This is a genomic window from Mangrovibacterium sp., assembly GCF_041596335.1.
Classification (GTDB): domain Bacteria; phylum Bacteroidota; class Bacteroidia; order Bacteroidales; family Prolixibacteraceae; genus Mangrovibacterium.
Genome location: NZ_JBFHIT010000021.1, coordinates 48544 through 73488, shown reverse-complemented (window position 1 = coordinate 73488; position 24945 = coordinate 48544). Strand labels below are relative to the sequence as shown.

The 24945-nt window shown below is 43.3% G+C and carries 27 protein-coding genes; 6 read left to right on the top strand and 21 right to left on the bottom strand.

Annotated elements, in window-relative coordinates:
• Window positions 1-607, top strand: a 607-nt coding sequence (gene tsf / locus ABZD21_RS09465; protein ID WP_372774709.1) for a translation elongation factor Ts, incomplete at its 5' end; no start/stop codon positions are given.
• Between the two features lie 330 nt (window positions 608-937).
• Here the strand turns inward: tsf and atpG are convergent.
• The 17 genes from atpG to pyrH all read right to left on the bottom strand — a co-directional run bounded on the left by atpG (window position 938) and on the right by pyrH (window position 15368).
• A complete protein-coding gene (gene atpG, locus ABZD21_RS09460; protein WP_372774707.1) occupies window positions 938-1819 on the bottom strand; it encodes an ATP synthase F1 subunit gamma in 882 nt (293 codons plus the stop codon).
• Between the two features lie 49 nt (window positions 1820-1868).
• Window positions 1869-3446, bottom strand: coding sequence for a F0F1 ATP synthase subunit alpha (gene atpA, locus ABZD21_RS09455; protein WP_372774705.1), 1578 nt, complete (start codon window positions 3444-3446; stop codon window positions 1869-1871).
• Window positions 3447-3460: 14 nt separating this feature from the next.
• Complete coding sequence (gene atpH / locus ABZD21_RS09450; RefSeq protein WP_372774703.1) at window positions 3461-4009, bottom strand: ATP synthase F1 subunit delta; 549 nt, start codon at window positions 4007-4009, stop codon at window positions 3461-3463.
• A gap of 4 nt (window positions 4010-4013) precedes the next feature.
• Complete coding sequence (atpF, locus tag ABZD21_RS09445) at window positions 4014-4508, bottom strand: F0F1 ATP synthase subunit B (protein WP_372774702.1); 495 nt, start codon at window positions 4506-4508, stop codon at window positions 4014-4016.
• Between the two features lie 75 nt (window positions 4509-4583).
• Window positions 4584-4850: an ATP synthase F0 subunit C gene (atpE, locus tag ABZD21_RS09440; protein ID WP_372774700.1), complete on the bottom strand. Its 267-nt coding sequence runs from the start codon at window positions 4848-4850 to the stop codon at window positions 4584-4586.
• 25 nt (window positions 4851-4875) lie between these two features.
• Complete coding sequence (gene atpB / locus ABZD21_RS09435) at window positions 4876-5991, bottom strand: F0F1 ATP synthase subunit A (RefSeq protein ID WP_372774698.1); 1116 nt, start codon at window positions 5989-5991, stop codon at window positions 4876-4878.
• Between the two features lie 434 nt (window positions 5992-6425).
• Complete coding sequence (locus ABZD21_RS09430) at window positions 6426-6644, bottom strand: AtpZ/AtpI family protein (protein ID WP_372774696.1); 219 nt, start codon at window positions 6642-6644, stop codon at window positions 6426-6428.
• Window positions 6616-7038, bottom strand: coding sequence for a polymer-forming cytoskeletal protein (locus tag ABZD21_RS09425; protein ID WP_372774694.1), 423 nt, complete (start codon window positions 7036-7038; stop codon window positions 6616-6618). Before ABZD21_RS09425 ends, ABZD21_RS09430 begins: the two co-directional genes overlap by 29 nt.
• A 69-nt stretch (window positions 7039-7107) precedes the next feature.
• On the bottom strand, window positions 7108-7575 hold the full coding sequence (locus ABZD21_RS09420; RefSeq protein ID WP_372774692.1) for a MaoC family dehydratase: 468 nt from the start codon (window positions 7573-7575) through the stop codon (window positions 7108-7110).
• Between the two features lie 25 nt (window positions 7576-7600).
• Window positions 7601-8596, bottom strand: a complete 996-nt coding sequence (locus tag ABZD21_RS09415; protein ID WP_372774690.1) for a beta-ketoacyl-ACP synthase III — start codon at window positions 8594-8596, stop codon at window positions 7601-7603.
• 241 nt (window positions 8597-8837) lie between these two features.
• Window positions 8838-9023 (bottom strand): 50S ribosomal protein L32, encoded by a 186-nt coding sequence (gene rpmF, locus ABZD21_RS09410; protein WP_372774688.1) that lies wholly within the window; start codon window positions 9021-9023, stop codon window positions 8838-8840.
• 12 nt (window positions 9024-9035) lie between these two features.
• The gene (locus ABZD21_RS09405; RefSeq protein WP_372774686.1) at window positions 9036-9572 is read right to left on the bottom strand and encodes a DUF177 domain-containing protein; all 537 of its coding nucleotides are present in this window, start codon (window positions 9570-9572) and stop codon (window positions 9036-9038) included.
• Between the two features lie 122 nt (window positions 9573-9694).
• Complete coding sequence (locus tag ABZD21_RS09400; RefSeq protein ID WP_372774684.1) at window positions 9695-10879, bottom strand: PAS domain-containing sensor histidine kinase; 1185 nt, start codon at window positions 10877-10879, stop codon at window positions 9695-9697.
• Window positions 10880-11006: 127 nt separating this feature from the next.
• Entirely contained in the window at window positions 11007-12911 is a 1905-nt protein-coding gene (gene dxs / locus ABZD21_RS09395; RefSeq protein ID WP_372774682.1) for a 1-deoxy-D-xylulose-5-phosphate synthase, read from the bottom strand.
• Window positions 12912-13010: 99 nt separating this feature from the next.
• Entirely contained in the window at window positions 13011-13793 is a 783-nt protein-coding gene (locus tag ABZD21_RS09390; RefSeq protein ID WP_372774680.1) for a histidinol-phosphatase, read from the bottom strand.
• Window positions 13794-13983: 190 nt separating this feature from the next.
• Window positions 13984-14547 (bottom strand): ribosome recycling factor, encoded by a 564-nt coding sequence (gene frr / locus ABZD21_RS09385; protein WP_372774678.1) that lies wholly within the window; start codon window positions 14545-14547, stop codon window positions 13984-13986.
• A 110-nt stretch (window positions 14548-14657) separates the two neighbouring features.
• A complete protein-coding gene (gene pyrH / locus ABZD21_RS09380; protein ID WP_372774676.1) occupies window positions 14658-15368 on the bottom strand; it encodes a UMP kinase in 711 nt (236 codons plus the stop codon).
• A 202-nt stretch (window positions 15369-15570) separates the two neighbouring features.
• Here pyrH and ABZD21_RS09375 point away from each other — a divergent pair, with 202 nt between their 5' ends.
• The 3 genes from ABZD21_RS09375 to ABZD21_RS09365 all read left to right on the top strand — a co-directional run bounded on the left by ABZD21_RS09375 (window position 15571) and on the right by ABZD21_RS09365 (window position 18349).
• Window positions 15571-15810 carry a DUF4834 domain-containing protein gene (locus ABZD21_RS09375; RefSeq protein ID WP_372774674.1) on the top strand — a complete coding sequence of 80 codons (240 nt, stop codon included), beginning with the start codon at window positions 15571-15573 and terminating at the stop codon, window positions 15808-15810.
• Window positions 15811-15886: 76 nt separating this feature from the next.
• Window positions 15887-17440: a glycine--tRNA ligase gene (locus ABZD21_RS09370; RefSeq protein WP_372774672.1), complete on the top strand. Its 1554-nt coding sequence runs from the start codon at window positions 15887-15889 to the stop codon at window positions 17438-17440.
• Window positions 17441-17875: 435 nt separating this feature from the next.
• On the top strand, window positions 17876-18349 hold the full coding sequence (locus ABZD21_RS09365; RefSeq protein WP_372774670.1) for a hypothetical protein: 474 nt from the start codon (window positions 17876-17878) through the stop codon (window positions 18347-18349).
• 57 nt (window positions 18350-18406) lie between these two features.
• On the opposite strand, the gene ABZD21_RS09360 is transcribed toward ABZD21_RS09365, so the two are convergent.
• The 4 genes from ABZD21_RS09360 to ABZD21_RS09345 are packed head-to-tail and all read right to left on the bottom strand — an operon-like array spanning window position 18407 to window position 22307.
• Complete coding sequence (locus ABZD21_RS09360) at window positions 18407-19339, bottom strand: Gfo/Idh/MocA family oxidoreductase (protein WP_372774668.1); 933 nt, start codon at window positions 19337-19339, stop codon at window positions 18407-18409.
• A gap of 1 nt (window position 19340) precedes the next feature.
• Window positions 19341-20651 carry a nucleotide sugar dehydrogenase gene (locus ABZD21_RS09355; RefSeq protein ID WP_372774667.1) on the bottom strand — a complete coding sequence of 437 codons (1311 nt, stop codon included), beginning with the start codon at window positions 20649-20651 and terminating at the stop codon, window positions 19341-19343.
• Window positions 20648-21217 (bottom strand): DapH/DapD/GlmU-related protein, encoded by a 570-nt coding sequence (locus ABZD21_RS09350; protein WP_372774665.1) that lies wholly within the window; start codon window positions 21215-21217, stop codon window positions 20648-20650. The genes ABZD21_RS09355 and ABZD21_RS09350 overlap by 4 nt, the downstream gene beginning before the upstream one ends.
• The gene (locus ABZD21_RS09345) at window positions 21207-22307 is read right to left on the bottom strand and encodes a DegT/DnrJ/EryC1/StrS family aminotransferase (protein WP_372774663.1); all 1101 of its coding nucleotides are present in this window, start codon (window positions 22305-22307) and stop codon (window positions 21207-21209) included. The genes ABZD21_RS09350 and ABZD21_RS09345 overlap by 11 nt, the downstream gene beginning before the upstream one ends.
• 176 nt (window positions 22308-22483) lie before the next feature.
• Here ABZD21_RS09345 and ABZD21_RS09340 point away from each other — a divergent pair, with 176 nt between their 5' ends.
• Together ABZD21_RS09340 and ABZD21_RS09335 are read left to right on the top strand one after the other, a co-directional pair.
• The gene (locus ABZD21_RS09340; protein WP_372774661.1) at window positions 22484-23767 is read left to right on the top strand and encodes a glycosyltransferase family 4 protein; all 1284 of its coding nucleotides are present in this window, start codon (window positions 22484-22486) and stop codon (window positions 23765-23767) included.
• Between the two features lie 3 nt (window positions 23768-23770).
• On the top strand, window positions 23771-24907 hold the full coding sequence (locus tag ABZD21_RS09335) for a glycosyltransferase (protein ID WP_372774659.1): 1137 nt from the start codon (window positions 23771-23773) through the stop codon (window positions 24905-24907).
• Window positions 24908-24945: the final 38 nt, after the last annotated feature.

Here is a 24945-nt window from a genome sequence, read left to right as displayed (position 1 = left end):
TGTTGTGTTGAACTGTGAAACTGACTTCGTTGCTAAAAACGAAGGTTTCGTAGCTTTAACTCAAAGCTTCCTTGATGTTGCTATTGCTAACAAACCGGCTGATCTTGACGCATTGAAAGCCTTAACTTTAGATGGTCGTACGTTAACTGATCACATCACCGAACAGACCGGTGTGATCGGTGAGAAAATCGACTTGTCATACTTTGGTTGTATCGAAGCTGCTTCTGTAGTAGCCTATATTCACCCAGGGAACCAATTGGCAACTTTAGTAGGTTTCAACCAGGAAAATGTTGACGGACAAGTAGCTAAAGATATCGCAATGCAAGTTGCGGCTATGAACCCTGTTGCTGTTGATAAGGATTTTGTTTCTCAGGAAGTGATTGAGAAAGAATTGGAAATCGCGAAAGAAAAATTCCGTCAGGAAGGAAAACCGGAAGCAATGTTAGATAAGATTGCTCAAGGTTCTTTGGCTAAATTCTTCAAAGAAAACACTCTGTTAAACCAAGCCTTCGTAAAAGATAACAAAGTTTCTGTAAAAGAATACTTGGAGTCTTGCAGTAAAGGTTTGACAGCTACCGGATTTATTCGTTTTGCATTAGCTGAATAAGTTATATACGCGAAATATATTCTCAAGAGGCCATCCATTCGGATGGCCTCTTTTGTTTGGTATGTACACATGACGAGTGTTGTTTTGTTGATTGCTCAGTAATTTTCGATTTAAGAGCTGATGACAACCGGATGGGGCAGAGAGGTAGGGCTGGCTGGTTTTCTTCGCTGAGCACTCTAAAAAGTGCCAAATAGAGCTATTTAGCTGCATCGCGGCCTAACCTGAGTTGAATCCACAATTGAACAGCCTCGAGCTGGGTCATAAAATAAAGGCCGTCCCAAGTATTATTTTGAGACGGCCTTTAAATTTATAGGAGTTGAATGAAATCCCTTATCCGTTTAGGGCTTCCGCTCCATTTGTAACCTCGAGAATTTCGTTCGTAATGGCAGCCTGACGAGCTTTATTGAAGGTTAGAGTGAGGTCCTTAATCAGATCGGTCGCGTTGTCGGTTGCCTTGTGCATAGCGGTCATTCGAGCTCCGTGTTCGGATGCATTTGAATCCAACAGGGCTTTAAAAAACTGAGTCTTAAGCGATCGGGGGATCAATTCGTTAACAATCTCTTCAATTCCTGGTTCGTAGATGTAATTGTGATTGGCTGATTTGCCCGATTTCTCTGGCTCTTGTTGAACCGGCAAAAATTGTTCAACGATACATTCTTGTGCTGCCGCGTTAATAAACTCGTTATATACCAGATCAATTCGGTCGTAGGTTTCTGTAACAAAATCTTCCATCAGGTTTTTGGCCAATATGGAAGCCCGATCAAAAGTCAATGAATCAAAAATCTCATTGGCTTGTGCGATTAAATAAAAACCGCGCGATTTCAGATATTTTTCACCCTGTTTTCCAACGGATAGGAAATGAACATTGCCGGCGTTCAGTTGGCGACGATATTTTGTTGTCGCTAATTCGGTCGCTGTTTTCGAGATCGACGAGTTAAAAGCGCCACACAACCCCCGGTTTGAGGTAATGAGTACTATCAAAACCCGTTCAGGCATACGTTGTTGCGTGAAGACCGATTCAACGGAGTCGTCCAGACTGGCGCTCAATGTTTGCAAAATATGATGCAGTTTGTCTGCATATGGCCTGATTTGAAGGATTGAGTCCTGAGCCTTTTTCAATTTTGCAGCCGAAACCATTTTCATGGCACTGGTAACCTGTCGGGTTGTTTTTACCGATGCAATTCGCGTTCGTATTTCTTTTAAACTGGCCATTTCAATAATCTATGCTTAACCCGAAAGTGAGGCTCCGGGATCCTTTCAATTATTTAAATCGTGCTGCTACTTCCGCTGCAACTTTTTCAATGATTGCGATTCCTGAGTCAGTCAGGTTTCCTTTACGAAGTTCATCTAAAGTTGAGCGATATTGCATCTCCATCAATTCGAGGAATCCTTTTTCAAATTCTTTGATTTTGTCGATGGGGACTTTTCTCAATAACTCCTTGGCTCCGCAGTAAATGATGGCAATTTGGTGCTCGATCTTCATCGGCATATATTGCCCTTGTTTTAGAATTTCTACGTTTTTTCGGCCTTTGTCCAGAACGCGCATGGTTGCGGCATCAAGGTCGGAACCGAATTTCGAGAAAGCTTCCAGTTCGCGGAACTGGGCCTGGTCAAGTTTCAGCGTTCCGGCAATTTTCTTCATGGCTTTTACCTGGGCATTACCACCCACACGCGAGACGGAAATACCTACGTTGATCGCCGGTCGAACTCCTGAGTTGAACAGGTTTGATTCGAGGAAAATCTGACCATCGGTAATCGAAATTACGTTGGTAGGGATATAGGCGGAAACATCACTTGCCTGAGTCTCAATAATGGGCAAGGCGGTTAACGAACCACCACCCTTTACAATCGGTTTGAGAGATTCTGGCAAATCGTTCATGTTGGCCGCGATCTCATCTGAGTTGATGATTTTTGCCGCGCGTTCCAACAAGCGGGAGTGAAGGTAGAAAACATCACCCGGATAGGCTTCACGGCCTGGCGGGCGACGAAGTAACAGTGAAACTTCACGATAGGAGACCGCTTGTTTCGACAGGTCATCGTAAATGATTAGGGCATCGCGGCCGGTATCCCGAAAATACTCTCCAATAGCTGCTCCAGCATATGGGGCGTAAAATTGCAAAGCTGCCGGATCAGCTGCGGTAGCCGATACGATTACAGTGTATTTCATCGCTCCGTGTTTCTCAAGAGTGGATGCGATGTTGGCTACAGTAGAACCTTTTTGGCCAACTGCAACATAAATACAGTAAACCGGTTTTCCTGCCTCAAAGTTCTCGTGTTGATTGATGATGGTATCAATGGCAACGGCTGTCTTTCCGGTTTGGCGGTCACCAATAATCAATTCCCGCTGTCCACGACCGATGGGAATCATTGCATCAATAGCTTTAATCCCGGTTTGCAGCGGTTCTTTTACCGGTTGACGAAAGATTACTCCCGGAGCCTTTCGCTCAAGCGGCATCTCATATTTTTTACCGGCAATGGCTCCTTTACCGTCAATTGGCGCTCCAATCGTATTGACTACGCGGCCTAAAACACCTTCACCTACTTCAATTGAGGCAATTCGCTGAAGACGTTTAACAGTATCTCCTTCTTTAATTTCTTCCGATGGTCCAAGCAATACCGCACCAACGTTGTCTTCTTCAAGGTTTAGTACGATGCCTTTTATTCCACTGTCGAATTCAATCATTTCATTCGATTCAACATTGGATAATCCGTAAATGCGGGCAATGCCATCACCCACAGTAAGTACGGTGCCTACTTCTTCCAGTTCAGCCGCCGACTTGAATCCTTCCAGTTGTTGTTTAAGTATCGCAGATACTTCAGCAGGTTTTATATTAGCCATTGTTATATTTATTTCTATTTAACTTCGGATTGTAATAATTTTGCTCTCACTTTTCGCAATTGAGTCGCGATGCTGGTGTCAACCTGCTGATCATCAATTCGGATGATAAAGCCTCCGATCAAGTCGGGATTTACCTGCTTACTGAGCTCGATTGGGGATTTGAGTTCGACTTCCAGCAGCTCCTTGACTTGTGCAAAAATTGTCGCGTTTAATTCGGTTGCGGTGGTAACAATAGCCGACTTAATTCCTTGATCCTGACGATACAGATTTAATACATTGCGGCATATTCCGGGTAAATGAATCTCTCTTTTGTTGCTTGTAATAAGCTCCAGAAATTTAAGAGTCAGCAGATCGATTTTCTTCGTGAAAACAGCCTGCATGAATGTTAGTTTTTGTGAAGTCTTTACCACCGGACTTTGCAGAAGATGTCTGAAATCGTCACTTTCCTGACACAGGCTAAAGATCAGTTCAATGTCCTTTTTGAGGGAATCCAGCTGATTTTTCTCTTTGGCAAGGGTGAAAAAGGCTTTTGCGTAACGGACTGTGATTTTGCTTTGATCCATAAACTTAGTTCAATTTAAGATCATCCAACAGGTTCTTCACCATCGCGTCCTGATCCTTTTGTTCCTTGAGTTGTTGCCGGATAAGCTTTTCGGCCACTAAAACAGACAAATCAACAATTTGCTTTTTCATATCTGCGATCGCGATTGCCTTTTCAGCTTCAATTTGACTACGGGCTGCCTCGACAATTTTGCGACCTTCGTTTTGAGCTTGTATTTTTGCATCAGCGAGGAGCTTTTCATTCAGCTCCCGTGCTTCCTTCAGGATGAGATGCTTCTCCCGTTTTGCTTCTGCAATAATCTGCTCTTGATCCGCTTTCAATCCTTCAACTTCTTTCCGTGCTTCATCAGCCGAAGAAAGTGCTTGGGCGATTGTATTCTCACGAACTTTTAAGCTCGTTAAAATTGGTTTCCAGGCAAATTTCTTCAGGATAAATAACGTGATGGCAAAGATGATTACCATCCAGAATATGGTTCCTATGTCGGGTGTAACAAATCCCATAATGGTTGTTTTTTTTGAATTTAACTGCCTAAGCTCCCGGCAACCCCGGAAGCCAACAGGCAGTATTTTAAATTTCTAAACAAAAAGTATCAGCGCGCAAACAATCACAGCAAAGAAGGCAACACCTTCGATTAGTGCGCAGGACACAATCATGTTCGAGCGGATATCGGCACTGGCTTCAGGTTGACGAGAGATTGCCTCCATTGCACGGGCACCGATGTTACCGATGCCAATTGCAGCAGCAATTGCAGCCAAACCGGCACCGAGTCCGGCACCAATATCAGCTAAACCAACGCCTACGTTTCCAACCGACTCCGCTAAAAGAATTAATAAAGATGTCATAGTCTTTAAGTTTATATTAATGTAATCAATGATGATCTGATGTTGCCATTCCAAAATACAACGCCGACAGTAGGGTAAATACGTAAGCTTGAATAAATGAAACCAGCACGTCAAGTAATAAAATGAACACGGAAAACGCGACCGATATCGGGCTTACGATTCCTCCGGCTATTGGCCCGTTAAGGCTTGAAAATATAAAAATCAGGCTCACAAAAACCGTCACGATGAGATGCCCGGCCATCATGTTGGCAAACAAACGAACCATCAATACAAAGGGTTTTGTAATGACGCCCGATAACTCGACGATAGGCATTAGTGGAATTGGAAATTTTAACCACCAAGGAACGTCGGGATTGAAAATCTCTTTCCAGTAGTGTTTGTTACCGCTAATGGTGGTCATGGCAAAGGTGAATAAAGCCAACACCATGGTCACAGCGATGTTGCCCGTTACATTGGCTCCGAACGGGAATATAGGGATAAGCCCCAGGAAATTATTAATCAGAATAAAGAAGAACAAGGTGAGCAGGAAGGGTAAAAACTTGTCGCTTTTGTCCTTTCCGATTGCTGGGATGGCCACCTCGTCGCGGATAAATATAATGAGTGGTTCCATGAAACTTTGAATCCCGGTAGGAGCTTGTCCTGTCCGTTGTTTTGCCGTTTTTGCTACATTCAGAAAGATCAGCAATATTACGATGACGCTGACAAGGGCTCCAACTACTGTTTTTGTTATCGATATGTCGAGCGGAATCCCCACAAATTCGCCTTGATCATTCAACTCAATTATTTTGCCTTCATGCTCACCTTCATGTTCCAAACGAAAATTACGGTAGGTTTCAGTTCCGTGGTGGAATTTAGAAGACCAGAAGGCATTTAGCCCTGAGTTTTTGCTGTATAGGATTACTGGAAGCGGAATGCTGACGTGGTGATGATTGTAGGAGAGAATGTGCCATTCATGCGCGTCGGAGACGTGTTCTAATACGAATTTCCCGGCATCAAATGACTTTTCATGTGTTTCTGCAGCTTCGGATTGCGGGCTATCTTCGGCGAAAATTTGTGGCGAAGTGAACCCGGCCGTTGCAAAAACAAAAAGGAATGCAAATAATTTTAATCTGCCAGTGAGCATAAATCTGAGTTTTGCCATGGTCATTCTGTCTAATCAAAGGAACTTCGAATTTACTAAATTAATCAGTACGATTCACTATTTGTTCGGTTTAACAACACGCAAAATCTCTACGACCTCGATTATCGAAAAGGTCAGATAGATAACGAAAAGTGCTACGAAAAACTCTTTGGCGAATTCGCGGTTAAACCACATGTAAACAAGCGCCAGTATGAAATATGCGAAGAGTTTAATCATGTTCATTCCAAGAAAGTATGGATTAAACTTACGTAGGTTTTTTCTAGCGATTCTTAACAATTGAAAATGGACAATGTTTGTTGAAACGAAAAAAAAGCAAACGATTAATATGAAGTATGGAATTTCGGAGGTCGGGAAGAGGTATTTTATAGCGAGTAATTTGCTTGTAATGAGTATTATAGATAGGATTGCGGTCTTGGTTAAGAAACTTCTCATTTTTAGTCTTTCTTTATGAAATTTTTAATGGCATGGTATATGGCGCCGATAACGGAAAGGATCATCAAAATCAATGTGAAGACCGGGAATGACATAGTTAGCCATTCGTCAATTTTAATTCCCGCAAATACCCCAAAACCCATAATGGCAATCATTTCGATTGCCAGGCTTGAGTATTGGATAAACTGTTTGTTATTCTTTGAGGGTTTTAGCTTTTTCATTCTGTAGCTGATTTCCCATGGTACAGTTGCCCGAGAAAACCGAACCGGGTTCAATGCTGAGTTTGTCAGTACTGATTTCGCCCAAGACAGTCGCGGTCGATTTCAGATTGATCAGTTGTTCAATCTTCATTTTTCCTTTCACATATCCTGCTACTTCGCAGTTCTTGCAAATAACTTCGCCGGTCACCCTTCCTGAGTCACCAATAACTACTCGCCCGGTGCTTGAAATGTTGCCATTCAGCTCCCCGTCGATTCGGATATCACCTTCTGATTTTATTTCTCCGGTAATTTCAGTTCCTTTTCCGATCAGGTTTATTTCCTGACTGTTTAATTCGTTGTAGGTTTTTGCCATCTCTTTCTTTTTAAGCATTGCCAAATATAATAAAGGTTTCATTCTTATGAAGAATGAAACCTTTGTATTTTGGGCTTGGAGGATGGATAAAACTTAATCCCTGCAGCCATGTTATTTGTTGAAGTGGTAAAGGAAAATTGCTTCACCCTCGAAAGCTGGTTTCTTATTTCCTTCAATTTCCATGGAAACTTTCAGTTGAACTTTACTTATTCCACGCAAGTTGGTGATTGACTTCAGCCAAACATGGGTTCTGATACGGCTGTTTACAATAACTGGTTGTCCGAATTTAAAATTTTCAATGCCGTAATTTACCAGCATACTGAAATTTTCAACTTGTACAACTTGGTCCCACATTAAGGGTAACAATGAAAGAGTCAGGTATCCGTGAGCAATTGTTGCTCCAAAAGCTCCTTCTTTCTTGGCGCGTTCCGGGTCTGTATGAATCCATTGATAATCCAGAGTTGCATCGGCAAATTTGTTGATTTGTTCCTGAGTTACCGTATGGTATTCAGATACTCCGAGTTTTTCGCCCACGCGTTTCTCAAAATCTTCGTGACTCGTAATTAAAAGTCGACTCATTTTAATCTGTTTTTATCGAGTTAGTTTATGAATTATAGGCCCATTTCAGGTAGACCGCTCCCCAGGTAAATCCGGCTCCAAAAGCAGCAAGAATAATCTTGTCTCCTTTTTTTAGCTGCTTTTCGTAGTCGTACAAACACAAAGGTACTGTTGCTGCAGTCGTATTGCCGTATTTCTGAATGTTGATCATCACTTGTTCTTTGTTGATTTGCATTCGGCGGGCAACAGCGTCGATTATGCGCATATTTGCTTGGTGTGGAACCAGCCAGGCAAGTTCTTCGGGAGCGATTTTATTTTTGTCCATGATTTCAACCGCTACATCGGCCATTCGCGAAACAGCATACTTGAATACCGTCTGGCCGTCCTGATGGACGAAATGCTCACGATTGTTGACTGTTTCGATTGATGCGGGGTTTTTTGATCCGCCGGCTTTCATATGCAGATAATGGCGGCCCTTTCCATCGGTATAGTTGATGTGATCCATCACGCCAAGTTCTTCGTTGGTAGGCTCTAAAAGCACTGCAGAGGCGCCATCGCCGAACAACGGACAAGTGTTCCGATCGGTGTAATCTGTGATAGAGCTCATCATATCGGCACCAATTACGATTACTTTTTTATACTTTCCGGTTTCGATGAAGCTTGCTCCGGTGGTCAGTGCAAACACAAAGCCAGAACAGGCAGCATTAATGTCGTAGCTCCAAGCGTTGTGCATGCCGGCTTTGCGGCAGATGATATTTGCGGTGGCAGGCAGTGGTCTGTCGGGTGTTATTGTGGCACAAATCACTAAGTCGATCTCTTCGGGCGATGTGTTGGTCTTTCGAAGTAATTCGTTGACCGCAGCAGTTCCCATGTCAGATGTCGCTTTTCCGCTTTCTTTTAAAATTCTTCGCTCTTTAATCCCAATTCGCTGCATGATCCACTCATCAGACGTGTCGACCATGGTGCTAATTTCTTCATTTGTAAGCCTGTATTCCGGCAAAAATGCACCAATACCAGTTATTGCTGCATAGATCTTTCCCATATTTCAAATTTTTTACGATAACCTTTATTCAGCAACTACCTGTAAAGAAGGTTATTCCGCGAGGTTTTTTGTATTCAAAAAAGAGGTCGAAAGATAGAAGTAATAATTTTAAGCGCAAAGGAATTGAGCGCAAAAAGGATGGGCTAAGTCGTTTTAAAACAATCAATTAAAACGTTCGAAAATTTCACCAATTACAAAAAAAAAGATCAGAAGAAATTTCTTCTGATCATCTTATAGAGAATTAAACTGTTACGTTCTTTTCAATCGCGAGTTTGCCTCTGTAGTAACCGCATTCGCCACAAACAGTGTGGTATTTTACAGTTGCACCACAGTTAGAGCAGGTTGCTAAAGTTGCAATTGTTGCATGGTGGTGAGATCTTCTTTTGTCTCTCCGCGCTTTTGATGTTTTGTGCTTAGGATGTGCCATTTTCTAAATTCTTTATTCGTTTTCTAATAATTTTTTCAAATCGTCCCATCGGGAGTCGGTTTTTTCTTCCGGCTTCTCCTGGGTATGAGTCAGGTTTTTTAATTTCTTCAACATCTCCGGATTACAAAGGCTTTTGCCGTTTTTATCCTTCGGATGAATCTGTCGAATCGGAATCGCTAAAATAATAAAGTCGTAGATCATTTGGGCTACGTTAACCTGATGATCATTGGTAGTTACCCAAATTACATCGTCGCCGTCTTCGAAGCTGGATTCACCATATTTGATGAAAACCCTGTTCTCGCTCGAAATGGGCTGATCGTACAAATCCAAACATCTGTCACATTGAATTTTAACTGTTCCGGAAACATGAAACCAAAGAACCATTAATGCACTTTGTTTTTCGAGAACGACTTTAGCGTCAATGTTTCCATCTTCCGCAATCCCGCCGTCAAAATAGTCGAAAAATCGCTTATTGATCTCAAAGTCAAACTCATGCGTGCCAAGTGCCAGACCTTTAAATGCAATATTATATGTTGATAATCCGCCCATTGCTTCGAAAAAAGTTTTGCAAAAGTATAAAAAATATACAAACGATGAAAATTATATGATTTTTTTAACAGTGAAATGTAAATCTATTTTTAAGACCGCATAAGCGGCAGGAATCCAGAGTTTTATATCTTGAAGTTCTTGTTGAAAAAATCAACTTTGTGAAGAATGATCCGAAAGGTTGTTCCTCTTCCGATTTCTGATTGTTTAATGAATATCTTTCCCTGGTGGTAGTTTTCGACAATTCTTTTAGCCAGCGACAAGCCCAGTCCCCACCCTCTTTTCTTGGTGGTGTAGCCGGGTTCGAAGATTGATTTGAACTGCGATTTTGGTATTCCTTTGCCGGTGTCAGCGATATCTAAGTAAATCTGACCGTTATTGTCGCTCAGCCGAAGAATTATTTTGCCTGAATTGCTCATTGCATCAATGGCGTTTTTGCAAAGATTCTCGATCACCCAACTGAGCAGAGCGGGGTTGTGAGGCGATTTGTAGGTTTTGTCGTCGGGGAATTGCATGTCGAACTGTACTTTTTGTGAGGTTCGGCTTTGCAGGTAGGTAACCGTTGAAACAACCGTTTTGCGCAAGTCTTCAATCTGTAATTCTGGTTTTGAGCCTATTTTCGAGAAGCGCTCGGTGATTTTCTCAAGTCGGTTAATGTCTTTTTCGAATTCATCAATCAGATTTGGGTCGATATTTTGTGTTCGAAGCAGTTCAACCCAAGCCATTAGTGACGATATTGGTGTCCCCAGTTGGTGAGCTGTTTCTTTCGACATGCCAACCCATACCTGATTTTGTTCGGCCTTGCGCGAAGAATTGAAGGTGAAATAGGCGACCATGATAAACAAGCCGATGATACTAATCTGAACGAGGGGGAAATACTTCAGGTTTTGCAGAATCCTGGAGTCGCGGTAATAAATAAGTTGTGTCTCATGTTCGGAAACAATAATTTCAATGGGCATCTTTTCCTGCTCCATTTTCTTCAATTCATTTTGCAGCGTTTGTGCTTTTCTCTTTTCCTGAAAAGGAATGTTTGAGGTGGTGATGATATTTCGGGCACTGTCAGTCAGGATAATTGGAATATCGGTGTTGGATTCCAAAATGTTTACCAAAAAGGACATGTTGTCGTCAGGATCATCGGCCGGCGAGGTTAGCCGGCGGGTAGCTTCGGCCCACATGGCGACGCTCTTGTGCTCTTCCTCGGCTATTTTTTTAGCCAGCCAATTGGTATATTGAAAGGAGGCTGCTCCGATAAAGATTGCTACTAAAACTAGTAGTATTTTCCAACGACGTTTTTTTAGATAAGGTTCCAAATTGAATGTATTATTTTCTATCCTGAAAGAACTTGTCGCATTGGTGCAATATCAACGAAAATGCGATTCAGCCCGGTTGATAGATCGAAAACGAAATACAATCCGAAATAGTATGATCAAAAAGTAATTAACCGTTCAGTAATTCAATCGCTGTGTTGTAGATGCCTTTTTGATCGAAGCCACATTCCCGCATCAATTCTTCCTGGGTTCCATGCTCGATGAAACGATCCGGAACTCCTAAGCGAACGATCCTTGCAGCATAGGAGTTTTCGGCCATAAATTCGAGGACTGCTGATCCGAATCCGCCAACGATTGTCGAATCTTCAACTGTAATAACCTGTTTGAAATTTTGAAATATTTCGTGTAATAATTTTTCATCCAGCGGTTTCACAAAACGCATATCGTAGTGAGCAATCGAATAGCCTTCTTTTGCGAGTGTTTTCACCGCGCGACTTGCATTTATTCCGGTGGTTCCGATTGTTAGGATGGCCAGATCTTTTCCTTCGGTAATAATTCGTCCCGTTCCGATTGGGATTGCTTTAAAGGGTTGACGCCAGTCGACCTGGCAGCCGCAACCTCTTGGGTAGCGAATCGTGAAAGGTCCCATGTTTTCCTGCTGAGCTGAAAACATCATATTCCGAAGCTCGATTTCATCCATCGGAGCCGAGACGATCATATTGGGTATATGGCGCATGTAGGCCAGGTCGAATACGCCGTGGTGCGTTGCTCCGTCAGATCCAACCAGGCCGGCTCGGTCGAGACAAAAAACAACATTCAGATTTTGAATGGCGACGTCGTGAATGACCTGATCATAGGAACGTTGCATGAATGTTGAGTAAATGTTGCAGAATGGTACCTGGCCGCGGATGGCCATGCCGGCTGAAAAAGTGACGGCGTGCTGTTCGGCAATTCCAACATCAAAAGCCCGATCGGGCATTTTCTCCATCATGATATTCATAGAGCTACCGGTTGGCATGGCAGGCGTGACTCCAACAATTTTCGGGTTTTGCTCAGCAAGTTCAACGAGTGTGTTTCCAAACACATTCTGAAATTTAGGTGGTTTGTTCATCGCACACTCGCAATCGAGGATTTCTCCGGTTAGTTTATTGAACTTCCCCGGTGCATGAAACTCGGTTTGGTTCAACTCAGCCTGCTTGAACCCTTTCCCTTTTTTCGTTAAAACGTGTAGCAGCTTGGGCCCGGGAATTTCACGTAAGTCTGCCAACACTCTGGCGAGATATTTGACATCATGCCCGTCAACCGGTCCAAAATAGCGGATGCCAAGGCTTTCGAAAAGATTCGATTCCTTCAGGAGGGCTGATTTTACCGCGCCTTCAGTTTTTTGTGCCAGTCGTCTGGCTTTGTTGCCAAACCCGTCCAGTCGTCCCAGTCCGTTCCAAACTTTACGTTTGAATAGGTTGTATGATTTAGATTTTGAGATATTCAGAAAATAGTTGCTCATACCACCCACTGCGGGGTCGATGGCCATATTGTTGTCATTCAGTATTATCAGAACATCCGAATTGTTGACTGCCGCATTGTTCAAACCTTCAAAGGCCATCCCGCCAGTCATCGATCCATCGCCAATAACGGCAGCAATTTTACGTTGTTTGTCTTTTTGTAGCGAAGTGGCAACTGCCATGCCAAGCGAAGCGGATATCGATGTGCTTGCATGGCCAACACCAAATGTGTCGTACTCGCTTTCAGCAGGTTTAGGAAATCCGCTTATTCCATGATATTTGCGGTTGGTATGAAACTGATCACGCCGTCCGGTTAAGATTTTATGCGCATAAGCTTGGTGGCCAACATCCCAGACTAGTAGGTCGAAGGGTGTTTTGTATACGTAGTGAAGGGCTACTGTTAATTCAACAACACCCAAACTTGCTCCAAAGTGCCCCGGATTGTTGGACACTTCGTCGATAATAAATTGTCTAAGTTCTTCGCAAACAAGCGGTAAGTCTTCCTGGTTAAGTTTCCTTAAATCCTCTGGAGTGTTGATATTATTCAGCAGTTTCCCTGCATTTCCTTCCATGTAGCCAAAATTTGTGCTCAAATATACAATTTATCATTTATGCATGCACTGTGATTTTTCAGTTATGCCGGAGGGTTTCAATAGAACCCGGTTGTTGAGCTATATTTTCAGGCTCCCCCGGTTGCGTTTATCGAAGGTAGTGAGTTCTTCAACTCCGATCTTTTTCAACAGTTCAACCGCACTCTCAAAATGGCGGGCAACCTGGGTTGTGCTGTGTGCATCTGAAGTTAGGGTCAGAGGGATGTGTTGATGGTAGCATTCCTCAATTATTGCCGGCGATGGCGTAAAATCAGCACAAGGGCGGTCGATACCTCCGGTGTTTAGCTCAACAACGAGGTTGTTTTTTTTTATTGTTTGAAGCGTTTCTTCTATCAGCTTCGATTGGTCGGACTCGGGGTAAACCCTAAATTTTTTAATGATATCCAAATGACCGATGATGTCGAATAATCCGGAGTTGGCCGCTTTTTGAACAAGATCATAGTACATTTCGTAGAGCCGGTCGTTCGACCATTTGCCGTACAGTGATTTGTCGCTATCGAAATTCCAGTCGCCTATGAAATGAACGGAACCTATTACATAGTCGAGGGGGAGTGAGTTGATTAGTTGGCTGATTGGTTCTTCCATCCCGTCTAAATAGTCCATCTCGATACCAAATTTCACCTTGATCTGATCTTGATACCGATCCTTCAGAATCTGCATTTGTTCGCACATTACCGGGATGTCTATTGTGGAAATAGCCCATGGCGTTGGTTTTAGGCAAACGTGGTCGCTAATGCCAATTTCATCCAATCCCTTGTCGATTCCCGCTTTTATCATCTCTTCGTAAGAATTCTTTCCATCAGAGAGAATGCTGTGCATGTGATAATCCGTCATCCCAATCATCTCGTTCGGTTTTTAAATTTGTGCCTGTATTTAATTAGGGGGCTTTAAATTTAGTTAAAGCAAATTCAAAATGAAACCTTTCAGTGGGGGGAGAGTGAATTTTAGGGCAAAAAAAAGGCAGCTTCAATAAGCTGCCTCAAAGCCATGAAAACAATTAAACAATGTTCAGAAAACAGAAAACTAGAAACAATTATATGGTAAAAATCTCTTGATTTTTCTTTTCCAATAAGCTATCAACCTTTTTCGTGAAGTCATTCGTCATGTCCTGAACCAGTGATTCAGCGTCTTTCTGCATATCTTCAGATAAGCCGGTTTTCAGCATTTTTTTCAGTGTGTCATTCGAATCCTTCCGAGCCGACCGAATACTTACTTTTGCGTTTTCGCCTTCAGCATTCGATTGTTTCGATAATACTTTGCGCCGTTCTTCAGTCAATGGCGGAACGCTGATGCGAATTATTTCACCGTTATTATCGGGATTGAATCCCAAGTTTGCATTCAGGATCGCTTTTTCAATCGCGCCAATCAAGTTTTTTTCCCATGGTTGAACTGCAATCGTCCGCGCGTCCGGTGTGCTGATGTTCGATACTTGCTGTAGCGGAGTCATACTTCCGTAATAGTCTACCATAACTCCATCAAGCATCCGAGTCGATGCTTTTCCTGCACGTATATGAACTAATTCTTTCTCTAAATGCTCAATGGCTTGTGCCATTTTCTCTTTGCATAAATCTAATATAAGTTCTACTTCCTCTTCCATAAGATTGCTATGGTCAGTTCAATTTTTTATGTGCTGTGAGCAAATATAGAAAAAATTAAAGAATATTAAAATTCATTAACATTTTTCGAGAAAAAATGCTCGGCAGCTGGTTAATTATGGACTAAAGTCCCAATGTTTTCGCCTGTTATAACCTTTTTTAGATTTCCTTTGATGTCCATATTGAAAACAACAACCGGCAGGTTGTTTTCTTTGCACATTGTAGTGGCAGTCAGGTCCATGACCTTTAGGTCGCGGTTGTATATCTCATCGAAGGAAATTTTTTCAAATTTTGTCGCTTTCGGGTCCTTTTCCGGGTCAGCGGTATAGATCCCATCAACACGAGTGCCTTTTAGCATGGCGTCGGCTTCAATCTCAATTCCCCGAAGAGACGAGCCGGTGTCGGTGGTGAAGTATGGGTTTCCGGTTCCGGCAGAGAAGATCGCCACTTCACCGCGCTCCAGTGTTTCAATCGCTTTGTCTTTCGAGTAAAATTCGCCAACCGGCTCCATGCGAATGGCCGTTAGTACGCGAGATTTCACACCAGCGACAGTTAGTGCCGAATTTAGTGCCAGACTGTTAATAACTGTTGCCATCATGCCCATTTGATCACCTTTTACCCGGTCGAAGCCTTTTGCAGCACCACTCAGCCCCCGGAAGATATTTCCGCCTCCAATGACGATTCCTACCTGAACGCCCAGGTCTGTTATTTCTTTGATTTGTTCGGCATAGTCTGACAGTCGTTGTTGATCAATACCATAGGCTTGTTGGCCCATGAGCGACTCGCCGCTTAATTTTAAAAGTACTCGTTTATAAGCCGTCATTGTAGTTCGTTTTGTGCAAAAGTAGAAAATTTAGAGACAGGCATGGCTGACATATTGTAACTTTTTAGTCACATTTTGCCGGTTTTTATGCTTGTGCTAAATGAGTCCTAATATTTAAATCGATGAATTTACGTTTCGTAATTAATTATTACTTTTACAGCCGCTGATTTTCAACCGCTATGGAACCAGAAAACTTGACAATATGTTAGTTGGATTATTTAAGACCTTCGTTTATCTGTTCTTGGGGTATTATATCCTGAAATTCGTTTTCAGGTTTTTGATCCCTCTTTTTGGGGTTCACTTGCTTAAAAAACAAATGGACAAACAGGAGAGAACTAACCAACGATCAGAGGGGGAGGTTCGGGTAGAAAATTCCGGAACGAAAAATTCGAACATTCCCCGCAATGAGGGTGAGTATGTCGACTTTGAAGAAATTGATTAAGCTTTGCTGAAAAGCAATTGGTTGGAAGTAGAAGTGTTTTTAATAGTATCAACAGAAGATAACGCATAATATTAGTATGGCTCAGGAAGATGTTTTTAAGAAGCTTGTTGCTCATTGTAAGGAGTATGGCTACGTGTTTCAGTCGAGTGAAATTTACGACGGACTTGGAGCGGTTTACGATTACGGGCAGAATGGTGTAGAACTGAAAAATAACATTAAAAAGTATTGGTGGGACAGCATGGTGCTGTTGCACGAAAATGTGGTGGGAATTGATTCGGCCATTTTTATGCACCCAACCATCTGGAAGGCATCGGGCCATGTGGATGCTTTTAATGATCCGTTGATTGATAATAAGGACTCGAAAAAGCGCTATCGTGCTGATGTTCTGATTGAAGAACAGTTGGCTAAGTACGAGGAGAAAATGAATAAAGAGGTGGAGAAAGCCCAAAAGCGTTTTGGCGATTCCTTCGACGAACAGCAGTTTCGTGAAACTAATCCCCGCGTAATGGCCAATCAGGAAAAATGGGACAATCTCCACAAACGTTTTTCCGATGCTTTAAATGCCAGCGATCTGGCCGGACTAAAGCAGATTATCGAAGATGAAGGAATTGTTTGCCCGATCAGTGGAAGTCGTAACTGGACCGATGTGCGTCAGTTCAACCTGATGTTCTCGACCGAAATGGGTTCAACCGCCGACGGAGCTCAAAAAATATATCTGCGCCCTGAAACAGCGCAAGGCATTTTTGTGAACTACCTGAACGTTCAAAAGACTGGTCGCATGAAAATTCCGTTTGGCATTGCCCAGATTGGGAAAGCTTTCAGGAATGAGATTGTTGCCCGTCAGTTTATTTTCCGCATGCGGGAGTTTGAACAGATGGAGATGCAGTTTTTTGTAAAACCGGGAACAGAGTTGGATTGGTTCGACAAATGGAAGGAAATGCGAATCAATTGGCACCGTGCTCTGGGATTTGGTGACGAAAATTATCGTTTCCACATACACGAGAAATTGGCTCACTACGCCAACGCCGCAGTTGATGTGGAGTACAAATTCCCATTTGGTTTTAAAGAAGTTGAAGGAATTCACTCGCGGACCGATTTTGACTTGTCTCAGCATCAGCAGTTTTCCGGCAAGAAAATTCAGTATTTCGATCCTGAGCTTGGTGAGTCTTACGTGCCATACGTGGTTGAAACATCGATTGGTGTCGACCGGATGTTCCTGCAGGTTGTAGCCGCTTCGTATTGTGAAGAAGAAGTTGAGTCGTCAAACGGACAAAAAGACACGCGCGTGGTGATGAAGTTGCCAGCGGTATTGGCTCCGATAAAACTGGCCGTTATGCCCCTGATTAAGAAAGATGGACTGCCGGAGAAAGCCCGTGAAATTATTGATGACCTGAAATTTGATTTCAATTGTCAATATGACGAGAAAGACAGTATCGGCAAACGATACCGCCGTCAGGATGCAATTGGTACTCCTTTCTGTGTTACGGTTGACCACCAGACTTTGGAAGACCAGACCGTGACGATCCGGTATCGTGATACGATGCAACAAGATCGGATTGCGATTTCAGCCTTGCGTAGCATGTTGGCAGAGGAAATCAGTTTTAAAAAGCTTTTCGCTAAGTTGAAATAGGTTTAAATTGACATATTTTTCTAAAAAGCTCCCTTGTGGAGCTTTTTTTATGCCGTTTAGCGAATTGTTGCTTTCAAATCGTAAGTTCCTTTTATAGCGCCAGGTATTTAGCTCTGTTTTAAGTTTTTTTTAAAAAAAGATAAATTCGGGGTGGCCTTCTATGTGGCATTAAATGAGTGTGTTAGGATCGTTTGCCAACGTAGATATGCTAAACGACATATAGGTTACGGTTTATAACACAACGTTGAGTTTATTGATGTTTTTATGCGTTTATTGATTGATTTGCTGATAAAATACGTCCTAAAGTCAGAATTGCTTTCAAATTGAAAGTTGATGGTTGTTAACAATATAAAAGCATGCGTTTTGTCATCTTTTTGAGTCGTTGTTGACGCTACATTTGCTGCCGTTATCATAAACAATTTAAAAATAGATGACATGAAAGCAAATCAAATCATTTTTACAGTAATTTTTGTTCTGAGTTCAGTTTTAGGTGCTAATTTATATGCGTCCTCACTCGGAGCGTTCAATGATACGTTTAAAATCTCGGCCGATGCAACAGCTGTTTCAAGCAAAAACGTAGCCAAGTCGTGGAATATCGTTTATGGCGATTCAAATCGTCCGGTTCGGGTGTTTCTTAAACAAACTAAATCGGGAGATGAGTACATCGTTCGCTGTGGTTATTTCGAAGTGAAATATGTGAATGGTTCAAAAGGTTTTGGCGTTCGTGAAATTCACGGATCAGACCAAACGGTACCCGCCGATTTGAACTACAAAGTTTTAAATTCAATCAAGTTAAATAGTCAAAAGATCATTAGCGGAAGTAAAATTGAAGATGCGCAGGTATTAGAAATGATTGCCAGTTTCTTGCCTGAATTGGTCAACGACGAATTTAAAAATATCTTGAATTAATTATTAAACACATCAATTCTAGGCCGTCTTGTCCCCACAAGACGGCTTTTTTATTTTTTAGCTGATGCTTTCTTTTAAAAGCGGATGATAGTCACCTTTTAAGCCAATTGGTTTTGCATTCCTGATTTGGTGCGTTAAAATGATGCATGGTTTGGCAACTTCGGCCCTGAATCCCTTTCCGTTAAGAATGTGTTGGTACGAGATTGTATGCAGATTGGTGAAGCCCTCGCTGAATTCAATTTCATCGCCTTCAACCAAGATTGAGCGGTAAGTGCGCATACCCTTTAGTTTCACATTTGTTGGAATATCGTTGTAGTCGAGACTCAAATACCAGCGAACGCGCGCCTGCTTTAGTTGAAGAAAACCAGCAGCTTTGTTGTCGTCGTATGCGTGTACAATGCTGTTTTCAACTTCGCCGAAAATCCACGAGAGCATATCGAAAAAATGGATGCCAATATTTGTCGCAACGCCGCCCGAGCGGTTTTTATCACCTTTCCAGCTTTCGTAATACCACTTTCCGCGCGAGGTGATGTAGGTCAGGTCGATGTCGTAGATTTTATCTTTCGGGCCCGATTTAATTTTCTCTCGCAGTGCGATAATTGTTTCGTGTAAACGAAGTTGAAGGATGTTAAATACCTGTTTGCCACTTTGTTCCATCGCTTTTTCAACTGCTTCAAGTTCATCGGGAAAAAGCACGAGCGGTTTTTCGCAAATGGCGTCGGTGCCGGCGTGTAAGGCCGATTGAATATGTGCTGCGTGCAAATAGTTTGGAGAGCAAACGCTTGTGAAATCAAACTGATGTTCGCTCAGATACTCTTCAAACTTTTGGAAGTCGAGAAAAAATTCAGCCTCCGGAAAGAAGCTGTCCATCCGACCCATCACATCAAATTGATCAGTTGCGGCGGTTATTTGATTTCCTGTTTCTTTGATGGCACGCATATGTCGCTCGGCGATAAAACCAGCGGCGCCGATGAGGGCAAAATTTTTCATATTAAAGTTTGTATACTTTTTCGGAAGGTTCCGCAATTGCGTTTCTTAAATCAACAATCAGTTGAGCGTTTTTAATAATAAAGTCGGTGTCGAATGCATCATGATTGGTGCTGATAACAACACAGTCCATTTGTTGGAGTGCCTCAACGGTTAAATCAGAAGATGATAGTTTTAGTCCGTCCTCTGTTTCGATATTGGCTACAAATGGGTCGTGATAGAATAACTCACCACCTTTTTTAACAACTTCGTCAATCATTTTTAATGCCGGCGACTCACGCGAATCATCGATATTGGGTTTGTAGGCAACTCCTAAAAACATGATTTTGCTGCCGTTGATTGCTTTTTTGTGCCGGTTTAGTGCCGAAGTTATTTTTATTGTCATTCGGTGAGCCATCATGTTATTGATGTGTCCGGCGGTGTTGATCATGCTAAGGTCGAAACCAAACTTTTTAGCGATGTGCTCCAGGTAAAACGGATCGAGCGGAATGCAATGTCCGCCAATTCCGGGACCGGGGTAAAAAGCCTGAAAGCCATATGGTTTAGTCTTGGCGGCATCAATCACTTCCCAGATGTTGATATCCATTTTGCCACAGAGCAGCGCCAGTTCGTTTATCAGACTGATGTTGACGAGTCGGTACGTGTTTTCCAGAATTTTAACCATTTCGGCTACTCGTGGCGAACTCACCGTGTGGATAACGTCGATGGCTTTTTGATAAACGGCCTGGCCGATTTCCAGCCCGTCGTCGGTTAAAGCTCCCAGCACTTTGGGTGTATTTCTGGTGCCGAACTGTTTGTTGCCCGGATCGACCCGTTCCGGCGAAAAGGCCAGCCAAAAGTCATGGCCATGTTTCAACCCCGATTTTTCTTCCAGAATAGGTAGAATGAAATGTTCGGTTGTCGTGGGGTAGGTTGTACTTTCTAGACAAACAAAAGTTCCGGGTTTCATGTGTTGGCCAATGGCTTCGCACGATGCCTGTATGTAGCTCATGTCGGGCTTCTTGAAAATATCCAACGGCGTGGGAACACAGATCAAAATCGCGTCGCATTCGGCGAGTTTTTTGAAATTGGTTGTCGTCTTAAGCTTACCATTGGCAACAACTTGTTTCAAGTCGTCGTCTTTCACATCGGAAATGTAGTTTTGTCCGGCATTCACCATGGCGGCTTTTTCTTCCGATTTTTCGAATCCCAAAACCGAAATGCCTGCCGAGGCAAAGCTTACAGCAAGCGGCAAACCCACATACCCTAGTCCGATAACCCCGACCAGTTCGGACGATTGTGCCACTTTCAGCAAGAAATTTTCTTTTAAACTCATGATTCTATTCGTTCAAGTTGGTCGTTCACCAATTTATATTGTTCGCCGGTGTCCGGACATGTTAAGCTTTCGTTGAGTATGGCTCCCGATCGGCTGACCCATCCTTTTTGTGTTGCCGGAACCCCAACCATCAGCGCATAAGGCTTGACATTTTTTGTGATAACTGCGCCGGCGCCAATTAGTGCATATTCGCCAACGGTAACGCCGCATACCAAGGTGGCATTGGCTCCGATTGAAGCACCTTTTTTAACCCGTGTTTCGCGGTATTCCGTTTTACGTTCGACAAACGAACGCGGATTGACAACATTTGTGAAAACACAGCTGGGACCGCAAAAAACATCATCTTCAAGAATCACCGAGTCGTAAACGCTGACATTATTTTGGATTTTCACCCGCTTGCCAACCACGGCTTTTCCTCCGATATAAACATTTTGGCCAAGCACGCAGTCGTTCCCGATCCGGGCGCCACTCATTACGTGACAGAAGTGCCATATTTTTGTGCCGTCGCCAATGTTGGCACCTTCGTCAACAAAGGCTGATGGGTGTGTGAAATAATTAGGCTTCATGGGTGAAATAATCGGTTATCGTTTGCGCTACGTATCGAATTTCTTCTTCAGTTAAAAATGCGTGCATTGGCAGAGAAAGAACGGTGTCGGCTAAAAGAGACGATACTTCAAAGGTTTCGCCGGGATCAAAAAGATCGCCAAAAGCTTCCTGATAAGGTAGCGGAACAGGATAATGGACTGCCGTTGGAATTCCTTTTTCCTGCAAGTATTGCCGAACAGCATCCCGATCGGCCAGGCCAATTGTAAACTGCGCCCAAACACTTTCCCTGTTTTCGCAAACTTCAGGTAGAAGAAGCTCTGCAGGCAGTAGTTGTTGGTAGAGTTGAGCCCATTTTTTCCGGGCTGCAAGCTCCTCGTCCAGATGCTTCAGCTTAACCCGTAAAACAGCAGCTTGGATGGTATCCAGCCGTCCGTTTATGCCGATGACTTTGTGTTGATATCGCGCTACTTGTCCATGATTTCGAAGTACTCGTATCTTTTCGGCCAGATCGTCATTATTGGTGAAAATAGCACCTCCATCGCCATAGCACCCAAGCGGTTTTGCCGGAAAAAAACTGGTTGTAGCCAAATGGGTCATCGAGCAGGATTTCTTTCCGAAATAGCTCGCTCCAAACGACTGGGCGCCATCTTCAATCACCCACAAGCCATACTTTTTTGCCAAAGCGTTTATCGGGTCGAAGTCGGCACATTGGCCAAACATCGAGACCGGTAAAATTGCTTTGGTGCGAGCGGTTATTTTTTCTTCAATCCGATCCACCGCAATGTTGAAGTCGACTGCCGAGATGTCAACAAATACGGGAGTTCCGCTAAGCAGGCGGATCATGCTGGCTGTGGCGATAAAACTGAATGCCGGACAAATCACTTCTTCGCCCGGTTGCAGGTCAAGGGCCATCAGCGCAAGAAGCAAGGCGTCGGTCCCGGAGCTGCAGGTGAGGGCATGTTTCACCCCTACATAGTTGGCAAGCTCTTCTTCCAACAGACCAATTTCTTCGCCATGTATAAAAGCCGTTTTTTGAATCACCGACTGGATGGCCGGGTCTATCTCACTTTGATAGGCGTTGTATTGTTTTTTGAGGTCGCAAAATTCCATGCTGTTAACGAATAAGATTACAAAAATAACGGAATTCGTGAAAGATACCTGTTGACGGTCGGATTATTCAGAATGGGAATGGACTTTGGAGCCAGCTGTTCGAAAAAACAAAGCTTAATTGAATTGACTGAGGGAAGTTGCGAAACAATATTATTTTTGTTGGTTGGTTACCCAAAATGAAGAAAGTTTTAATTATCACCTACTATTGGCCTCCAAGCGGAGGTGCCGGTGTTCAGCGATGGCTGAAGTTTAGCAAGTACCTTCCGGAGTTTGGTGTTCAGCCTGTTGTTTTAACGGTTGATGCAGTACAGGCAAGTTATGCGCAAACCGACAGCAGTTTAGTGAAAGAAGTACCTGAATCGATCGAAGTTCATCGTACCGATACGTTCGAGCTGTATAACCTGTATAAGAAGTTGTCGGGTAAAAAGGAGATTCCTTATGGCGGCTTCGCCAATGAAGGGAAGGAAACCGGTATGCAGAAGCTGGCGAAGGCAATCAGGGGGAATTTTTTCATTCCCGATCCGCGAAAAGGTTGGAATCGATATGCCTATCGCAAGGCTGTTGAGTTGATTCGCGAAAATGGTATTGAAACGGTGATCACGACAAGTCCGCCACATTCGACCCAATTAATCGGTTTAAAACTGAAAAAGAAACTTGGAGTGCGGTGGATTGCCGATATGCGCGATCCATGGACGGATATTTATTATTATAAAGAGCTTTATCATACTGCCTTGGCCCGACGAATTGATCGGTTGTTGGAGTTGAAAGTGCTCCGAAATGCGGATCAAATTGTTACGGTGAGCGAAGATATGAAGCGCATTTTCAACGACAAGTTATCCGGAAGCGAGTCTGAATCGAAGTTTATGGTGATACCGAATGGTTACGATGAAGAAGACTTTGCGCAACACGTAGATGCCGAAAAAGAGAAGTATGTGATTACCTACACCGGAACCATTTCCGAAGCGTATGATATTGATGGGTTTTTGGAGGCGTTGGTTGCATTGCCATCTGACTTGCAGAACAGGCTTTTACTGCGTTTTGTTGGAAAGGTGCCGGCAACAATTACCGCTAAAGTCGAGCGTAAATGCCCTTCTCTTCAGACCGAATTGGTTGGCTATGTCGACCACCGAAAGTCGGTTAACTATCTGCTAAAATCATCAATGCAGCTTTTGGTTATTCCCAAAGTTGAAAACAATAAAGGCATTATCACCGGAAAGTTTTTCGAATACCTTGCATCGGGTAACCCGGTTTTGGCAATTGGTCCGGCTAACGGCGATTTAGATCAGTTGATTCGCGAAACGGGGTGTGGAAAGCTGTTTGAATACGACGATGTAGCTGCGATGCTGCAGTTTCTGACGTTGAGTATGTCGGGTGAGCAGATTGCAGCAAGCAAAGAAAAGGCGCAGGCTTATTCGAGGCGCGAGTTGACCAGGTTGTTAGTTGAAAAACTAATCCGCTAGCCGATGAATATCTTACTCATAACTCAATTGTTTCCTGCCGATTCTGCCGCCCGATATAGTTCGGGTGCTTTGCGCGAGTTTGCACTTGAATGGGAGAAAGCGGGTCATTGCGTTCAGGTAATTCGGCCTCATTTTGCCTACGAAAAAGAGCCTTTCCGGGAGAAGCCATTCATCATTGGGCGTAATATTCAGGTCGAATTTATTCAGCCTAAACGCGTTCCTCTGGTCAAATGGACCTTTTACAGCTACGCGAAATTGCGAAAGAAACTTCAGTTTGCACCCGATGTGGTGGTCTGCCACTTGTATAATTCTTATTTTACCTTTAGCGGCTTGGCGAGACAGTTGAAAGTCCCTTTTGTTATCGGTATTCATATGTCGGATATCAAAATCGCTAAGAACTGGTTTCACCGGTTTCATCAGCAAATGGTATTTCGTCAGGCCAGTGGTTTCGCCTGTCGTTCACAATCATACGAAAAGCAATTCAGTGAGATTTTCCCGTCTCATGCCGACAAAACATTTCTGGCTCAATCGGGTATTCCTCCCGACTATTTGAAAATGAAGACAACTTCCGAAGATTCTCCGATCACCCGGATTATCACCGTTAGTCGGTTGGAAAAAAGAAAGCAAATTGATCGGGTGATTCGCGCATTAAAGGAGCTGTCGGTTGAATCGGATTGGCATTACACCATTGTTGGTGAAGGTGGCGAGAAAGACGAGCTAAAGCGATTGACAAACGAGCTGGATTTGAATGAGCATGTTCATTTTGCAGGGGCGTTACCGAGAGCCGAGGTTATGGAGCAACTGCAACAACATGAGGTGTTTGTATTGCCTAGCTATCAGGAAACGTTTGGGTTGGTTTACCTTGAAGCGATGGCTGCCGGTTGCCTTGTAATTGGTTCGAGGAACGAAGGTATCGATGGGATTATTCAGGATGGGGAAAATGGGTTTTTATGTGATGCTGCCATTCAGGAATCTATTCAGGCAAAACTTATGGAGGCAATCAGTCTGGATGCCGATGGACGAAAGCGGATTCATCAACGGGCCGAGCAAACGATTGAAAACTTTACCTTGGAAAATAAGGCAAACGAATATCTAAATCACCTGAAAAAGCTGGTCGATCGAAGCTCGGCGGTTTCGTAGTGAATTGGCAGTTGGTAGGGAGGCTGTAGTTTTGAAGC

Excerpts from the sequence above, each read along its gene's own strand:
- rpmF (WP_372774688.1), bottom strand. The coding sequence starts at position 9,023 with ATGGCACATCCTAAGCACAAAACATCAAAAGCGCGGAGAGACAAAAGA.
- ABZD21_RS09425 (WP_372774694.1), bottom strand. The coding sequence starts at position 7,038 with ATGAAACCTTTATTATATTTGGCAATGCTTAAAAAGAAAGAGATGGCA.
- ABZD21_RS09375 (WP_372774674.1), top strand. The coding sequence starts at position 15,571 with ATGTTAGTTGGATTATTTAAGACCTTCGTTTATCTGTTCTTGGGGTAT.
- ABZD21_RS09345 (WP_372774663.1), bottom strand. The coding sequence starts at position 22,307 with ATGGAATTTTGCGACCTCAAAAAACAATACAACGCCTATCAAAGTGAG.
- ABZD21_RS09415 (WP_372774690.1), bottom strand. The coding sequence starts at position 8,596 with ATGGGAAAGATCTATGCAGCAATAACTGGTATTGGTGCATTTTTGCCG.
- ABZD21_RS09390 (WP_372774680.1), bottom strand. The coding sequence starts at position 13,793 with ATGATTGGGATGACGGATTATCACATGCACAGCATTCTCTCTGATGGA.
- ABZD21_RS09360 (WP_372774668.1), bottom strand. The coding sequence starts at position 19,339 with ATGAAAAATTTTGCCCTCATCGGCGCCGCTGGTTTTATCGCCGAGCGA.
- atpA (WP_372774705.1), bottom strand. The coding sequence starts at position 3,446 with ATGGCTAATATAAAACCTGCTGAAGTATCTGCGATACTTAAACAACAA.
- ABZD21_RS09350 (WP_372774665.1), bottom strand. The coding sequence starts at position 21,217 with ATGAAGCCTAATTATTTCACACACCCATCAGCCTTTGTTGACGAAGGT.
- frr (WP_372774678.1), bottom strand. The coding sequence starts at position 14,547 with ATGGAAGAGGAAGTAGAACTTATATTAGATTTATGCAAAGAGAAAATG.
- atpG (WP_372774707.1), bottom strand. The coding sequence starts at position 1,819 with ATGGCCAGTTTAAAAGAAATACGAACGCGAATTGCATCGGTAAAAACA.
- ABZD21_RS09430 (WP_372774696.1), bottom strand. The coding sequence starts at position 6,644 with ATGAAAAAGCTAAAACCCTCAAAGAATAACAAACAGTTTATCCAATAC.
- ABZD21_RS09365 (WP_372774670.1), top strand. The coding sequence starts at position 17,876 with ATGAAAGCAAATCAAATCATTTTTACAGTAATTTTTGTTCTGAGTTCA.
- atpE (WP_372774700.1), bottom strand. The coding sequence starts at position 4,850 with ATGACATCTTTATTAATTCTTTTAGCGGAGTCGGTTGGAAACGTAGGC.
- ABZD21_RS09340 (WP_372774661.1), top strand. The coding sequence starts at position 22,484 with ATGAAGAAAGTTTTAATTATCACCTACTATTGGCCTCCAAGCGGAGGT.
- atpF (WP_372774702.1), bottom strand. The coding sequence starts at position 4,508 with ATGGGATTTGTTACACCCGACATAGGAACCATATTCTGGATGGTAATC.
- ABZD21_RS09405 (WP_372774686.1), bottom strand. The coding sequence starts at position 9,572 with ATGGGCGGATTATCAACATATAATATTGCATTTAAAGGTCTGGCACTT.
- ABZD21_RS09420 (WP_372774692.1), bottom strand. The coding sequence starts at position 7,575 with ATGAGTCGACTTTTAATTACGAGTCACGAAGATTTTGAGAAACGCGTG.
- atpB (WP_372774698.1), bottom strand. The coding sequence starts at position 5,991 with ATGGCAAAACTCAGATTTATGCTCACTGGCAGATTAAAATTATTTGCA.
- dxs (WP_372774682.1), bottom strand. The coding sequence starts at position 12,911 with ATGGAAGGAAATGCAGGGAAACTGCTGAATAATATCAACACTCCAGAG.
- ABZD21_RS09335 (WP_372774659.1), top strand. The coding sequence starts at position 23,771 with ATGAATATCTTACTCATAACTCAATTGTTTCCTGCCGATTCTGCCGCC.
- ABZD21_RS09355 (WP_372774667.1), bottom strand. The coding sequence starts at position 20,651 with ATGAGTTTAAAAGAAAATTTCTTGCTGAAAGTGGCACAATCGTCCGAA.
- ABZD21_RS09370 (WP_372774672.1), top strand. The coding sequence starts at position 15,887 with ATGGCTCAGGAAGATGTTTTTAAGAAGCTTGTTGCTCATTGTAAGGAG.
- pyrH (WP_372774676.1), bottom strand. The coding sequence starts at position 15,368 with ATGACGGCTTATAAACGAGTACTTTTAAAATTAAGCGGCGAGTCGCTC.
- atpH (WP_372774703.1), bottom strand. The coding sequence starts at position 4,009 with ATGGATCAAAGCAAAATCACAGTCCGTTACGCAAAAGCCTTTTTCACC.